This is a genomic window from Bacillus sp. AFS077874 (assembly GCF_002566505.1).
Lineage (GTDB): Bacteria > Bacillota > Bacilli > Bacillales > Bacillaceae_G > Gottfriedia.
On record NZ_NUYF01000006.1, the window covers coordinates 143,614 to 159,140 of the forward strand.

Sequence of the window (15,527 nt, forward strand, 5' to 3'; positions counted from 1 at the left end):
CCATGTTAGTTTTCTTGAGCATCGTTTCAGATGAGTATATCGATTTTACAGACGATGTTATAAGAAAATATATAATTAGTATGCAAGTCATTGATGCACCTTATTATATACGTTATTTATTTAATAGAAATGTGTTAAATAGTCGTAAAAAATTTCTTGCATTTAAAAATGAACTTGAAAAAACAAATCATTATGATATCGATTTTAAATTTGGAAATACTGCAAGACAGCGCCAAGAGTGGATTTCAGAACAGTTAAAATTTGAGCGTTCTATTCTTGATATTGGTTGTGGTGAGGGAGCGTATGCAATTCCTTATAGTCAAAAAATCAGTGAGTATGATTATTTCGCAATTGATATTGATGCCGAAATAAGAGAACGATTGAAATATAAAATAAATAACAAAGTGATTGAAAATATTGCAATCTATGAGTCTTTATCTCACTTTCTAGAGTTTTACGACAACGATTTGAATGTTGATGTATTGCTAACTGAAGTTGTTGAACATATGAGTGTTAAGGATGCTACCAATTTAATAAAGAGCGTACTATCTTATGTTAATTTTGAGAATTTCATCATAACGACTCCAAATGCAGAGTTTAATAATCTATACCAATTAGATGGATTTAGGCATGATGATCATAAATGGGAAATGACAAAAGAAGATTTCGTTAAATGGATTGATTCAATCTTAAGTAATACGACATATACGTATACATTCTCGGATGTAGGAGATCGTGTAGACGGAATCTCACTTTCTCAGGCAGTTGTTATAACGAAGCAAAAAGTAAAGGAGCATCAGGAATGAAAATCTCAACAAATGTTCATACGGTTTTTCTTTTAGTAGGCTCTAGTGAATGTGGAAAATCGACTTTTGCAAAAAAAATTTTAATTCTATCTTTATCTTATAGAGACGAGTCGAGAAATTATAAAACAAATATACAGTATTTATCATCTGATGATATTAGACGAGAAATATTAGGGGAAGATTTTGATAAACATAGTACGATTATGCTCGAGGCGAGTGAACAAGCATTTGAATTACTATTTACTAAATTAAAGATGGTTACAACATTCCCCATTAATGCAGAATTTGTAATTGTCGATACAACTGGACTATCAGAATCATTCCGTGATCAAGTTGTAGAGATCGCAAATCAAAATTCATATAATGTTGATTTAGTATTATTTGACTATAAAAATATACGTGAGTACTATTCTTCAGACCGATCAAAGAAATTAATTGATAATCATGTAAGACGTCTTCGAACAGAAGTAATTCCAAATATAAAAAGAAGTAATTATCGAAATATACATCGTATTCGTCAGAAGAATTTTCTTAATCCGACTGAATTTGAGATTAAAGTGGATAATATGGAGGAGTATATTTCTCGAAAGCTGCCTACAAAATACAAATATACAATCGTAGGGGATATTCATGAACAGGTTCTCACATTTCAAAAGCTATTATCGAAAGCTGGTTTCACGGTTCAAAATAATCAAATAATAGAATCAGAGAAAAGTAGTAATCACCGCATACTATTAGTAGGAGATTGGATTGATAAAGGGAACAAAGTTAAAGAAATAATTGAGTTTATTTATTCAAACCGCAAATGGTTTTATTTTATAAAAGGTAATCATGAAAATTTTGTTAGTAAGTATTTATTAGGTCAATTAAAAGATTCTTCGATTGATCAGAGCTTAGTAGAAACATACTTTACTTCTATTAAAACGTTGGAAAAAGATGAAGTGCTCCAAGTTAAGTTTTTAGAGCTGGTTAATGAAAGTAAGGAGTTTTATCACTATATAGGTGAAGACTTTCCTTCATATTATATTACTCATGCTCGATGTAAAAAGAAATATATTGGAAAAATGGATAATAATTCATTACGCCATCAACGTTCATTCCGAATTGATCGTAATAAACCGATTCAGGAGCAATTACAATTTTTAGCTGAGGAAGCAGTTTCAAATCAGCCTTATCATGTATTTGGTCATGTTGCGAGTAAGAAATTAATTCGTATTAAGAATAAATATGGAATTGATACTGGTGCTGCTAGTGGGAATCAACTGACTAGTATTAGAATATATTCAAATAACCCATATTTGTATAGTGTTCCTTCAGTTGATGAGGATGTCGTGAATAAAGAAGAATTACCAGAATTATTCAAAGGAAGAGAAAAAAGTATCAATCTAAATGAATTGGATCAAAGAGATAAACGACGTCTCAATTATGTATTAAAAAATTCAATTAATTATATTTCTGGTACGATGAGTCCGGCTGATAAGGATACAAATGCGAATGATTTAGAGTCTTTAAAGCAAGGACTACAATACTTTAAAGATAAAAAGGTTCAAGAAGTTGTACTTCAACCAAAGTATATGGTTTCAAGATGTAATATCTATTTATCTAAAACAATTGAAGAATGTTATGCAGTCAGTCGGAATGGATATCGTGTAAAAAATGTTGATGTTTCGGGCGTGTATTCAATGCTATTAGAGCGATTAGGTAGCTTTATGGAAAAAGAGAATATTAGAACTTTAATTCTAGATGGAGAGTTACTACCTTGGAGCGTATTAGGCACGGGATTAATAGAAGGTAAATTTAATGTCTTATCAAAATCATTAAGGTCTGAATTAAGCATATTAAAAGAGACTGGATTTGATGAGCATTTTAACAAACTGATCTCTAGATATGAGCAAACGGATTTTCATGATGAAGTAAATCATACTACGAAACAAATATTAACGAATAAATATGGTCATAATGACTATTCAACATTTAGTGCAGTAAAAGAAACATTAAAGTCGTACGTACCGATTAAAAAGCATGAAGAGTTATTAGATATTTATGATGAGCAACTGAGAATATATGGAGCGGAATCAGAAATAGAGTATAAGCCATTTAATCTCTTAAAAATGGTTTATGAAAATGGTGAGGAAAAATTACCTTCATTAAGTACTGCTGAAATTTTCTCACTCGTATCGGGTGACGATTATTTAGTTCTTTCATTGGATGATGAACATTACTTTGAAAAAGCTAATCATTATTATGAAACGCTAACGACAACTAGAAAAATGGAAGGGGTAGTCATAAAACCTAACCATAAATCTTTCAATAGTGCTCCATTCTTGAAGGTTAGAAACGCTGATTATTTAACGCTTGTTTATGGATATGATTATAAATTAGAACATAAATATCAGAAGTTAATCAAACAAAAGCGGATCAATAAGAAGATAAATGCCTCAATTAAAGATTATGTTTTAGGGCAAAAGATGTTAGAATATCCACTATCTTCAATCTCAAATGATAATGAGCAGTATAAACAATTAATTGCAAATAAATTATTCGAAGAACAGCAGGCAAAAGAAATCGATCCTAGACTATAAAATGAAACACCTTTTATGAATCATAAAAGGTGTTTTTTCATTAAAAAAAAGCAATCTGAATATTTGTTTAATCTTCTAAATTTGTGGTAGTGTAAAATTTAGTAAAAGTTAATTTGGAGGTAGAAATTAAATGTTATTTTTACTAATTTTAGTATTGCTAGTTATCATAATAACAATGTTTTTAAATAGATATCCTCATTTTGGGAAGAAATATTCAAAGGATAAAATGCAGTCATTTTATGCTTTAGATCATTATAAAAATGGTAAGTTTATAAACCAAGTCCCTACGAGTATGAGTATGGATTTCAAAACAAATATTTCCATGATTAGAGACTTTGTTAAGAAAAATCCGAATCGTACGCCTAAAGATGGGATCCCAATGGAGAAAATCGATGTTTCATTATTGCATTCGAAAAATAACGACTCAAAAATTACTTGGTTTGGACATTCAGCTTTATTAATTCAAATCGATGGAAAAAATATTTTAATTGATCCAATGTTTGGGAACGCACCAACCCCGTTTCCGCAATTTGGTGGTAAAAGATATAGTGGAGGTTTACCAATTGAGATCAGTGAATTACCAAAAATAGATGCTGTCATATTATCGCATGATCATTATGACCATTTAGATTACGGTACGATAAAAAAAATCAAACAAAAAGTTGATCGATTTATTGTTCCTCTTGGTGTAGGGAGTCACTTGGTGAGTTGGGGAGTATCAAAAGAGAGTATTTCTGAACATAACTGGTGGGATGAATTTAAATTTGATCAATTAACTTTAGCTTGTACTCCTGCAAGACATTTTTCAGGAAGAAATTTAACTGATCGTAACAGTACATTGTGGTGTTCGTGGGTCATCATTGGTGAGAAAACGAAAATTTACTTTAGTGGAGATAGTGGTTATGCACCTCATTTTAAGGAAATAGGAGAAAAATATGGACCGTTTGATCTAGCGCTAATGGAATGTGGTCAATATGATAAACGATGGTCTGCAATTCATATGCTGCCAGAAGAAACAGTTCAGGCTTTTATTGATGTAAAAGGTGAAGTTCTTGTTCCAATTCATTTTGGTGCTTTTACATTAGCATTTCATGACTGGAATGATCCAATTGAACTTGCTGTGAAGGCTGCTAAAGAAAATGGGGTAAAGTATGCAACACCTAAAATTGGAGAAACAATTAATATAAGTGCAGGTGAATATCCTAATTCAGTTTGGTGGAAGTAGTTTATTTATTTGAAAAAAAGCAGGATTGTACACTTTATTATTGAATAAATAAAAAATCAATTTTTTAGGGAAGTGATGTTAATGGAAGCATTAAAAGAAAGTGCAAAAATCGTACAAGATTTAATTTTTGAGTTAGGTTACTCAAATAAAGTGATTGAACTACCAAATAGTGCAAGAACTGCTAAGGAAGCAGCTGATGCATTAAATTGTGAAGTGGCTCAAATTGCAAAGTCTATTATATTTAAATTAGAAAGTTCAAATAGTCCTGTCCTAATCGTAGCAAGTGGAATAAACCGTGTAAATGAGAAACAAATCGAGAAAATAATTAATGATAAACTAGGTAAAGCAGATGCTGATTTCGTACGTGAACAAACAGGATTCGTAATTGGAGGGGTATCACCAATCGGTCATAAAAACCAAGTAATGACGTTTATTGATGAGGATCTATTACAGTATAAAGAAGTATGGGCTGCCGCGGGTCATCCAAAAGCAATTTTTCAGTTAACACCAAATGAATTAATTGAAATGACAAAAGGGAAAGTTGTAAAAATTAAATAATAGAACCTAAATCATTTAGGCACATTCAAGTGTAATAAATCAGTTATTGATTTACTATACTTAAATGTGTCTATTTATATTGGGGATTTTCACCTTAAAATCTATATGGAATACGTCAGATTAAATTAGAGGGAAAGTGAGATGAATAAGTAAATGTTCAAATTTATTTGTACGACTTGTGGCGTTCAGTATAACAAGTCTATTGATCCTCCTGAGTACTGCATAATTTGTTCTGAAGAAAGACAATACATCAATCCAAGTGGTCAAAGTTGGACAACATTACAATCAATGAAAGAAGAGAACTATCAAAATATTATTCGTTTTGAAGAAGAAAATTTATATAGTATTGTAACTAGCCCCAAGTTTGGGATTGGTCAAACTGCATATCTCATTAAGAATGAAGGGTTTAATGTTTTATGGGATTGTGTTACTTATCTAGATGAGAAGACGATTGAAGAAATTATGAGATTAGGAGAAATCAATGCGATTGCTCTATCACATCCACACTATTACTCTAGTCAAATTGAATGGGCTGAAAGATTTGATGTACCTGTATACATACATGAAGATGATCAAGAGTGGGTCACGAGAAAAAGTGATAAAATTATTTTTTGGTCTGGCGAATCGTTAAAGCTTAACAAAGGAATTCAAATTCATCGATTAGGTGGTCACTTTAAAGGTGGGGCAGTATTAGAATGGAAAGCTGGAAATGAGCAAAAAGGAATACTGTTAACAGGTGATATTATTCAAGTAGTTGCAGATCCAAATTGGGTAAGTTTTATGTACAGTTATCCTAATTTAATTCCATTACCAGCAAAAAAAGTAAAAGAGATATCATTAGCCGTAGAGAAGTTAACATTTGATAGAATTTATAATGCATTTCATGGGATTGTAAAAGAGAATGCAAAGCTCGTTGTCTCTAATTCTGCTAAAAGATATATTGAAGCATTGCATGGTATATTATTTGATACTTAATTGACAGTTAATCTACGAAAAAAGGACCAACTCTGTTTGGTTCTTTTTTGTGTTTTAGGTATCTTACAATCTTACTTAGAACATTCCATCGTTTATCTAAATAACTTTATTTATATTTTAATTTTTAATTAGCTAATTGAATTATAAAATGAATCCCTAAAATAGTTAAAAATCACGTTAATTTTATTAAAAAAAACGCAGAATTTTGTCGTATTTTTTCACGAGTGGAATAAATGCTGATAAATCAAGGCTAGCAATAACCCATTTGATTAAAAACAGAATATTCACGATAATTTAAGTAAGATAAATGAACGAAAATTGATCATTTTAAATGATTAATGACAGTGAATTTTGTCAATATAAGATAATTTTTGTAATTAATTGTATTAGCTATTTTATTGAAAACGAACTGGAGGAAGAAAGATGGGGGAAAATAGAGAGAAGGGTAAAGTTCTTAAAGGTTTTACAGTATTAGCTTTAACATCTAGTTTTATGTTAGGTTCTCTTGGACAAGTATCAAATGTATCGAATGCAGCAAGTCCAAATAAAGCAGAAGACATTCTTGCTAACTTAACTGCACAGCAAAGAGAGGCTCTTAAAGAGCTTTCAACGAATGAAGAATCAGGGCTTCAAATTTCTTCTGATATTAATTTGGATTCTACAGAGGAAACAAGTGTCATTGTTGAATTTGTAACTCAACCTGTTAAAGTAGCACAAATTGAAGCGAGTGTAGAGGGTAAAACTTTAACAAAATCAGATGCTGAAGCGCTAATTGATCAAGATCATGATACTTTTACAAAAGATGTTGCTCAAGTATTGAAAAATGAAAATGAAAAAAGTAAAAAAGTAGATTATAAAATTAATCGTTCTTATAAACATGCATTTAATGGCGTTTCGATGACATTACCAGCAAATCAAATTAAGAATCTACTAACATCTAAAGCTGTTAAAAGAGTTTGGAGTAACCAAACGTTTTCAATTGATCCACCAAAAGAAACTGATCAACTAAAAGCAGATGAAGCTAATGTTGGAAACTATACGCCATATGATGCTTTAGATCGTTTACATAAAGAAGGGTTTACCGGTAAAGGGATTAAAGTTGGAATATTAGATACGGGTATGGATTATAACCATCCAGACTTGAAGGATGCTTATAAAGGTGGATATGATTTCGTTGAAAATGATAATGATCCAATGGAAACGACTTACGCTGATTGGAAAAAATCTGGTAAACCTGAGGTTAGTAATTCAGAAGCATATTACACTGAACATGGTACACATGTAGCAGGTATTATTGGTGGCCGTGGTAAAGCAAACAGTGAGTATAAAACGTTAGGAGCAGCACCAGAGTCAGATCTATATGCTTACCGTGTACTTGGACCATATGGAAGTGGAACAACTGAAGATATTCTAGCAGGAATCGATCGTGCAGTTCAAGACGGTATGGACGTAATTAATATGTCACTTGGAGCAACTATAAATGATCCAATGTATGCAACTTCTATCGCAGTTAACAATGCAGCTTTAAGTGGTGTGACAACAGTGGTTGCAGCAGGAAATACTGGCGATAAAATGTATACACTTGGTTCACCTGGTGCTGCGGCGTTAGCTTTAACGGTAGGGGCATCATCAATCGCTTTAGATGTTTATCAATATGCAGGAGTAAATAATGGAAAGAACTATTCAGTAAGACAATTAGCTCAAAATTATTCAGATAATATGACATCACTAAAAGGAAAAACTTATCAATTAGTTGATGTGGGTCTTGGAAACCCTGCAGATTTTACTGGTAAAGATGTAAAAGGAAAAATTGCCTTTATTAAACGTGGTACGATTGCTTTAATTGATAAAATTAAAAACGCAAAAGCAAACGGTGCTGTAGGCGTATTAATGTATAATGATGAAACAAATAAAGCAGAAGGTGCAATCCAATCATATCTTGGTGAATCAATGGATGCAGTTCCAGCATTCTCTGTTTCAAATGAAGATGGCTTAGCTATTTCAGCGGCAATCAAAGCTGGTAAAACAGATTTTACATTTGGAGACTTTAGTAAAGTACAAACAGCATTAGATGAATTAGCAACATTTAGTTCAAGAGGTCCATCTCGCAGGAACTATGATATTAAACCAGAAGTAACTGCTCCAGGTGTAGCCATTCTTTCAACTGTACCATTTTATGAAAATAATAAAACAGCTGATGGATCAAAACCTGAAGATTATAAATATGCTTATGCTCGCTTATCTGGAACTTCAATGGCAACACCTTATGTAGCGGGGGTTTCAGCATTATTACTTCAATCAAATAAAGATTTACAACCAGAGGATATTAAATCAATCTTAATGAACACTGCTGATCCATTGTCAAAAGCGTATAGCGTTTTTGAAGTAGGTAGTGGACGAGTAGATGCATATGAAGCAATTCATTCTAATGTAGAGTTAGAAGTGGTGGATCAAACATCTGCGATTATTGATGGAAAAGAAAAATCAATTAAAGAATTAACTGGTGGCATTAGTTTCGGATCTTATGGATTCGATGATCAAGATGTTACAGATTCTCGTAAGATTACATTAAAAAATCGTAGTGAAAAAGTGAAAACATTTAATGTAGATGTAAATTTTCAAACTGGCTTAAGAGGATCTAAAGATGCAGCTAAAAATAATGTAACATTAACTGGTCCTACTTCTGTAAAATTAGATGGAATTAGCCAAGAAAATATTAAGTTTAACTTAAACATTCCAAAAACTGCAGAAAAGGGAACATACGAAGGGTACATTATATTTACAAATTCACAAGATCCAACGGAAACGTATCAAATTCCATTTGGTGGACGTTTTGTTGATGAAGGAATTGATACTTTTAAGATCAACAATCCAATGTTTGGCAATAATATAGACTGGCCTGAAAATGCGTATCCTTATATAAGTTTTAGTTACTCATTAAAATCATATATGAAAACATTAGATGTAGTGTTACAAGATGCAGAAACTGGTGAGGATTTAGGTTTAGTAGGTTCATTTGTACCAATCACATTGAACGAAAATCAAAATTATACGAATTCAAGAGGATTTAATTCGATCTACTATCCATTTACTGGAGATGCGCAAAATCCGATAAGTAGCGAACCGATTAATACAACAGCAGGTAAATATCGATTAAAAATGATTGGAACAAATGAAGAAGGTAAGGTATTCACTAAAACAGCTGATTTCTTTTTTGACGCTGGCACACCAACTATGACAACTAGCTTTGACAATTTAGATCAAAAAGTTATCGAATATAAAGATAGTCAATTCGATTCAAATGGCCAATTTTTATATGACTTTAACATTAATTTAAATGATCCTGAAACTACTGAAGCAAACGCCTTAGGTATTCCGGTTGATCAATCAAGCAATGCAGTTGTATCGTTTTACGATAGTCCATTCCCAGCAAAGCCAAAGTATACAGATAAAAATGGAAACTATACGGATAAGATTAAAGTTAAAAAGCGTTCTACTCCATTGCAAGTTTCATTTTATGGATTTGATGCAGCACGAAACTTTACTGGAAATGCGTCGAATGATTTAAGAATCATATTTGTCGATGAAAATTTTCCATACTATTACTTAAAACCAAATAAACAAACCGTTACAACAGGTGATACTGTAAATTACAGTGTTCGTTCAAATAACGTGAAAAACTTAAAAACAACAAAAATCAATTTAAAAGTTGACCCAAATCTTGCAACTATTCAAAATGTCGATGTAAGTGATGAAGTAAAACAATTTGGGGATGCGCAAGTTTCTGTGTCATCAGTACCTACTGCAACGGGTACACTTCTTTATACATTTACATTTACTTATAATGGAACGAAAGGTTTGACAGAAGATTTGAAATTATTTAATTTCGACATAAAAACAGCTGAGAAATGGACTAAAGGTGTGCCATTTGATTGGTATACAATGACGTCATCAACGATTGATCAATCAAATGTAGAAACAAGTAACGTCTATACTTATATGGAAACTTATAAAATCAAGGAAGCTCAATCAAGGGTAGATGGAGCCATATTATCTGAAGGATCAATTGATCCGACTACAGGTCAAATGAATTATGCAATTGATCAAAGTAATATTGGTGCAAAAGTAACAGTTACTTCTTATGATGGAAAAACGACTGTAGAAGCACCAATTTCTAACAAAAATGGTCAATACATTGCTGAAGGCATAAAAGCTGATCATAAACCTTACACTGTGAAAGCCGATATACCTGGTCATTTTACAATGTATCGAAAAATGAATTTAGCAGATAACGTACGTGGTGAATTAATAGGGAAGAGAATGAATTGGAATTTAACTAGGGCAGCAGCTGGTGATGTGAATAAAGATAACGTTATCGACATTTTAGATACAATAGCTGTCCAAACATATTGGGGTACAAATAAAAATACTACCGATTTTAACTTTGATAAAGTAGTGGATGCAAAGGATATGGCTTATATTGTGAAGAACTTTGGATTACAAAATTCTTCAGTTGATAATGCGCCAAAACCAAAAACTACTTATAAAGGAAAGACTTTAGAAAGTATTTTAAAGGATTTAGGATTAAATCAGTAATAAGAAAAGGGAAACCTATATACGGTTTCCCTTTTTGGTTCCATTTCGAAATTTATTTCATAACTACTGTTTGATTTAGTTCTTCTTTTTTTGGCTTAAACGCAGATAAGGATAAAAGAATAACGGAGATTACACCTATCCAAATAATAATACTTAATGGATGACTCATCGAAGATCCTTTATCAAAATAGAAAATTTCTCTTAATCCGTCAGCACCAAATCGCATTGGGACCCATGAGTAAATCCAGTCTTTTGAAAAAGTTGGTAAAAGCTCTTTTGGCATTCCGATTAAAGAACCCGAGAAGAAAAAGATTAGGGCAAAGATCCCTACCCCACCAAAGCCGATCCAAGACATGACAGCAGAAATTAAGATATGGAAACAGAAATAAGTAATCGTTAAATATAGCGCAACGTCCAAGAAGTTTGGAAGAGTAAAGCCAATCCACTTTGCCATTAAAGTTATGCCGAAACCGATTAGGAAGGATAGGATTACTCCTAATAGTAATTGTTCAAAAATAACTTTTAATTTACTAATTGAATTTGATGTTACTGTTTTCTTTTTCGCTAAAAAGACGATTACGGCACCAATTAAGCTAGACATCCAAAGTGGTGTGATTAAACTTACTGGTGCATTTCCATTTGCTGTATGTGTTCCAATAGCATTTACATTTTCAACCTTCGATATGATTGGGTTTGATAATACTTCAGCTTGATTAACTGAAATTGAGCGCACGTTTTTCTTTAATTCATTAAAAATTTCAGTATGAATAGTTAAGTTAAGATTTTCTACTAAATGAGTCAGCATTTGACTAGCCATTGTTGATCCATTTGTATTTTTACCTTGATTAACTAAAATTTTCATTGTAATAGGTGAAGGATTCGCTGTTTTTAATGAAGCCTGATTTTTACTTAAATCATTCGGAAGAATAAGGGCAGCATAGTATTTTTGGTCATTTAGACCTTTACGTACTTTTTCTTCACTTGATACTTGAATCCACTTAATCGCTGGTTTTTCACCATTTTTCGTTTTAGATAGTGCATTTATTTTTGCAACCATCATATCACCTATATTAACAGTCCCTTTTGAAGGTACTTGAAATCCTTGATCTTCGTTTACGATCGCGATTGGAAGATTTTTAGGTGTAGGATTAACGGATGATGCTAATGTTAGACTGAAGATAATCGCAACGACTAGTACTAGTATAGGAGCTAATATAGCTTGTTTTTGTTTAAATAAGTTCATTTCAATAACCTCCTAATTCTTTTAATTAAATAACTGAACAACGTGTTGACTATTGTTATGTGAAGATATTACAATGAGTTTTAATAAATCACAATAAGCAAATCATACAAATGTGTTCATTACTAAACACATTTGTATGATTTGTTTAGTAAGAACTAAAAGGATGATCTAAAATGAGTCAATCATTGAGAGAAATAAAAGTTGAAAAAACAAAGAAATTAATAAAAGAGACGTTGTTAGATTTAATAGAAGAAAAAGGATTCGAAGCTATTTCAGTTAGAGATATTACTTTAAAAGCAGGATTAAATCGCGGTACATTTTATCTACATTACAGAGATAAATATGATTTAATGGAAAAAAGTCAAAATGAAATATTGGAAGGATTACAGGATCGACTTATATTTATAAGGCCTAAAGAAATGAATGAGTTTTATTCAAATGATATTGTCTATCCACCTATTCTTAATGTATATCATTATTTAAAAGAAAATCAACGATTGATAAAAATTTTAATCAGTACAAAAGGTGACCCAGCTTTTCAGAAGAAAATGAAGGAACATATAAAAGAGACGATTTATGAAAAACTAGTGGATTTATTAGAAGAAGAATACATGATTGAAATTCCACATGAATACACAACTGCATTTATTTCATCGGCATTTTTTGGACTTATGGAGCAATGGCTAGAAAAAGAAGAACCAATTACCCCTGAAGAAATGGCAATCATGCATATGAAGCTTTTGAAGTTTATGAAGAAATTTGTTAGTCAAATCGCTAAATAATATATGCAATAAAACTGATGTCTCAAGACTTTTATTTGAGACATCAGTTTCCTAATAATATTAAGATCTTGTTTCTGATATTGCTGTTCTAACTTTTTCAAATGATGTTTTAGCTTTATGAGAGTTCAAAATCATTAAGTTTACGTATAATGCATCAATAATACTTAATTGCGCAATTCTTGAAGCAAGTGCTTCTGGTCGATATTCTGTTTCTTCAGAAGATGTGTAAAGGGAGACATCAACATTTTGACTTAAAGGTGATTTTGGAAAACCTGTAATTCCAATTGTTTTGGTACCGTTTTCATTTAGTACTTGCAAAATACGAAGGATGTCTTTATTTGAGCCTGAGTGTGAAATAACGATTGCCACATCTTCTTTTGTCAGTTGAGAAGCTGACATCAATTGAAAGTGAGAGTCCGTGTACGAGTTCGCTTTTATTCCTGTACGAATAAATTTATGGAACGCATCCATCGCAATAACAGACGATCCACCTACACCATATAATTCAACTTTATTTGCTTTTAATATAAGATTTACTGCTTTTTTAATTGATGCACCATCTAGAATTTGGGCAGTATTTTCAAGTGTTCGAATATTAGATTGAAATATTTTATTTGCGATTGTTATTTCATCGTCTTTTTCGTTAATCTCCTCGTGGATTTGCTGAATCGGCGTCATAATTTCAGTTGCTAATGCAATTTTAAGCGCTTGGTATCCTTTAAATCCAATCCTTTTACAAAATCTAAAAACAGTTGCATCAGCAACGTTTAAGTCTTCAGCTACTTCTGTAATCGTACTGTGAATAATATGCTTTGGATTTTGTAATATATAATCAGCGATTTTTTTTTCTTTATCACTTAATCGCGCATAATAAGAACGAATTTTACCTAAGCTGTTCGTTTGTTCCATATTCTTTACACCTTTCCTCAGGAAATTGATTTTTAGAATAAATAAATTTTTAATATAGTATTAAATTGAAATTGTTTGTATTTTAAAGGTTTAGAAAAGCATTATTATTTGCTTAATAATTATTATATAGGAAAAAAGAGTTTTTTTTAATAATAATATGAAAACCCTTTCATGTGAAAAAAATTTCGCATATTATTATTTTTGTCAAAAAAATTTTTTCACACCTATTTAGTATAGCAAATTTTCAAAATAAGTGGGTTAAGTGATAAAAAAAGAGTCAATAAAGGAATATTATTTGGTTTAAATGGAGAAGGATGAAATTAAACATAGTTGGCTGAATAGGTCTTTAGGAATAAATAAAAAATAATACATTAGTCTTTAAGATAGGATTTCATTTTTAAATCCTATCTTTTTTTTAGTTATATTGTATTGAAATTGAAAGGGAATTTCCTAGTATTAGGTAAAAATCATTAATTGTTTTTGCCTTAAAAGGATATTAAAATTTAGTAAAGAATATTTAGATAAGTATGTTTATAGAGATAGAGGAGGGTGCATATGATTGAGGGGGAAATCATAAAGTTTTATCGTGAAAAAATGGGGTTAACTCAAGCTATGCTTGGAGAAGGTATATGTACAACTACTCATGTAAGTAAAATTGAAAGAGGTAAGACGGCATACTCACCTGATATTATTGCTTTATTTTCAGATCGTTTAGGAATTAATATTAATCAAGAAGTCCAATCTTTTTATAATTTAGAGAAAAAATTACAACTATGGCATGATGCATTAATCATGAAAAAAGAAGCTCAAATAGAAGAATATAAAGCAGAACTTGAACAAATGCCCTTTATTGACTATTCACAATATGCAGCCCACTATAATTTACTAAGAGCAAGGTATTATTTTCATTATCAAAATTTAGATATGGTTAAGCAAATACTTACATATGTAAAAAAAGAATTTAGTGATTTATCTCCTTTCGAGAAAAATTTATTCTATCATCTTCAAGGTATGTACTATATATCGAACTATACTAGCCTAAGTAGTGAAGACCATCAAAAGGCAATTAAAGTATTAAAGATGATTAATATTGATGAGTATCGAAATGAAGAATATTATCACCATCTAGCAATTGCCTATCATTATGGAAGCTCAAAAATCTTAGCGTATAAATATGCCGAAATGGCACTTAAGTTTTTTCAGAAGACGAATAATTATTTATTTGCAATTAGTTCCGAAACCCTTATGCTATTGCAGTACGGTAGTGAATTAGAAATGAATTTTAGTGAAGTTGTCGAACGCTATAAAGATCTGATTCATAACTGTGAAGTATTAGGAGATCGCGAACGCAAGGCCATTTTATTAAATAATCTCGGAGTGAAATACTTTAAGCGAGAAGAGTATGAAACTGCATTGTATTATTTTGAGGAAAGTATTAATGAAACCGAAAATAAAAAATCAATCAATTATTTAAGACGTTTGTGCAATTATTTAGAGACATGTACAGAAGGCATACTATTAGAAAAAGAGATACTTCTTGGTGTGATGAAAAGAGCATTAGCATTAGCAAAAATGTTAAAAAGCCCAGTACATATTACATTGATTAAACTATTTAAGCTTAAGGCTGAGGGAGCCCGTGAAAAATTTTATCAATATCTATCGGATGAGGCACTCCCATTCTTTTATTCTACTAATAATAAATTTTATATCGAACAGTTTGGTAAGAAATTATATAAATACTATATAGAGATTAAAGAGTTTCAAAAAGCTGCCGAGTTATATGAGTCCATTGAACATACATTTGTAAGCATGTAAATAACATGAGGGTATCCCAAAAGGGGTCCCTCGTTT

The 15,527-nt window shown here is 31.3% G+C and carries 10 protein-coding genes; 8 read left to right on the forward strand and 2 right to left on the reverse strand.

What is annotated here, in order from left to right; all coding sequences use genetic code 11:
• The first annotated feature begins 2 nt into the window (after positions 1-2).
• From COJ46_RS05640 to COJ46_RS05665, 6 genes are all read left to right on the forward strand, one after another.
• Positions 3-806: a class I SAM-dependent methyltransferase gene (locus COJ46_RS05640; RefSeq protein WP_141437795.1), complete on the forward strand. Its 804-nt coding sequence runs from the start codon at positions 3-5 to the stop codon at positions 804-806.
• The gene (locus COJ46_RS05645) at positions 803-3,388 is read left to right on the forward strand and encodes a metallophosphoesterase (protein ID WP_098565739.1); all 2,586 of its coding nucleotides are present in this window, start codon (positions 803-805) and stop codon (positions 3,386-3,388) included. The genes COJ46_RS05640 and COJ46_RS05645 overlap by 4 nt, the downstream gene beginning before the upstream one ends.
• 226 nt (positions 3,389-3,614) lie before the next feature.
• Positions 3,615-4,613: an MBL fold metallo-hydrolase gene (locus COJ46_RS05650; protein ID WP_420488133.1), complete on the forward strand. Its 999-nt coding sequence runs from the start codon at positions 3,615-3,617 to the stop codon at positions 4,611-4,613.
• Between the two features lie 81 nt (positions 4,614-4,694).
• Positions 4,695-5,171 carry a YbaK/EbsC family protein gene (locus COJ46_RS05655; protein WP_097976641.1) on the forward strand — a complete coding sequence of 159 codons (477 nt, stop codon included), beginning with the start codon at positions 4,695-4,697 and terminating at the stop codon, positions 5,169-5,171.
• Positions 5,172-5,324: 153 nt separating this feature from the next.
• Entirely contained in the window at positions 5,325-6,146 is an 822-nt protein-coding gene (locus tag COJ46_RS05660; RefSeq protein ID WP_097976639.1) for an MBL fold metallo-hydrolase, read from the forward strand.
• Between the two features lie 423 nt (positions 6,147-6,569).
• Positions 6,570-10,742, forward strand: a complete 4,173-nt coding sequence (locus COJ46_RS05665; protein ID WP_098565740.1) for a S8 family serine peptidase — start codon at positions 6,570-6,572, stop codon at positions 10,740-10,742.
• A 52-nt stretch (positions 10,743-10,794) separates the two neighbouring features.
• Here COJ46_RS05665 and COJ46_RS05670 read toward each other — a convergent pair whose 3' ends face one another.
• Complete coding sequence (locus COJ46_RS05670) at positions 10,795-11,985, reverse strand: YhgE/Pip domain-containing protein (RefSeq protein ID WP_097976636.1); 1,191 nt, start codon at positions 11,983-11,985, stop codon at positions 10,795-10,797.
• A gap of 173 nt (positions 11,986-12,158) precedes the next feature.
• Here COJ46_RS05670 and COJ46_RS05675 point away from each other — a divergent pair, with 173 nt between their 5' ends.
• Positions 12,159-12,767, forward strand: a complete 609-nt coding sequence (locus tag COJ46_RS05675; RefSeq protein ID WP_097976634.1) for a TetR/AcrR family transcriptional regulator — start codon at positions 12,159-12,161, stop codon at positions 12,765-12,767.
• Positions 12,768-12,827: 60 nt separating this feature from the next.
• On the opposite strand, the gene COJ46_RS05680 is transcribed toward COJ46_RS05675, so the two are convergent.
• The gene (locus COJ46_RS05680; RefSeq protein WP_025672344.1) at positions 12,828-13,676 is read right to left on the reverse strand and encodes a MurR/RpiR family transcriptional regulator; all 849 of its coding nucleotides are present in this window, start codon (positions 13,674-13,676) and stop codon (positions 12,828-12,830) included.
• Positions 13,677-14,231: 555 nt separating this feature from the next.
• Between COJ46_RS05680 and COJ46_RS05685 the strand changes: the two genes are divergently transcribed.
• Positions 14,232-15,491, forward strand: coding sequence for a helix-turn-helix domain-containing protein (locus COJ46_RS05685; protein WP_097976632.1), 1,260 nt, complete (start codon positions 14,232-14,234; stop codon positions 15,489-15,491).
• The last annotated feature ends 36 nt before the right edge of the window (positions 15,492-15,527 follow it).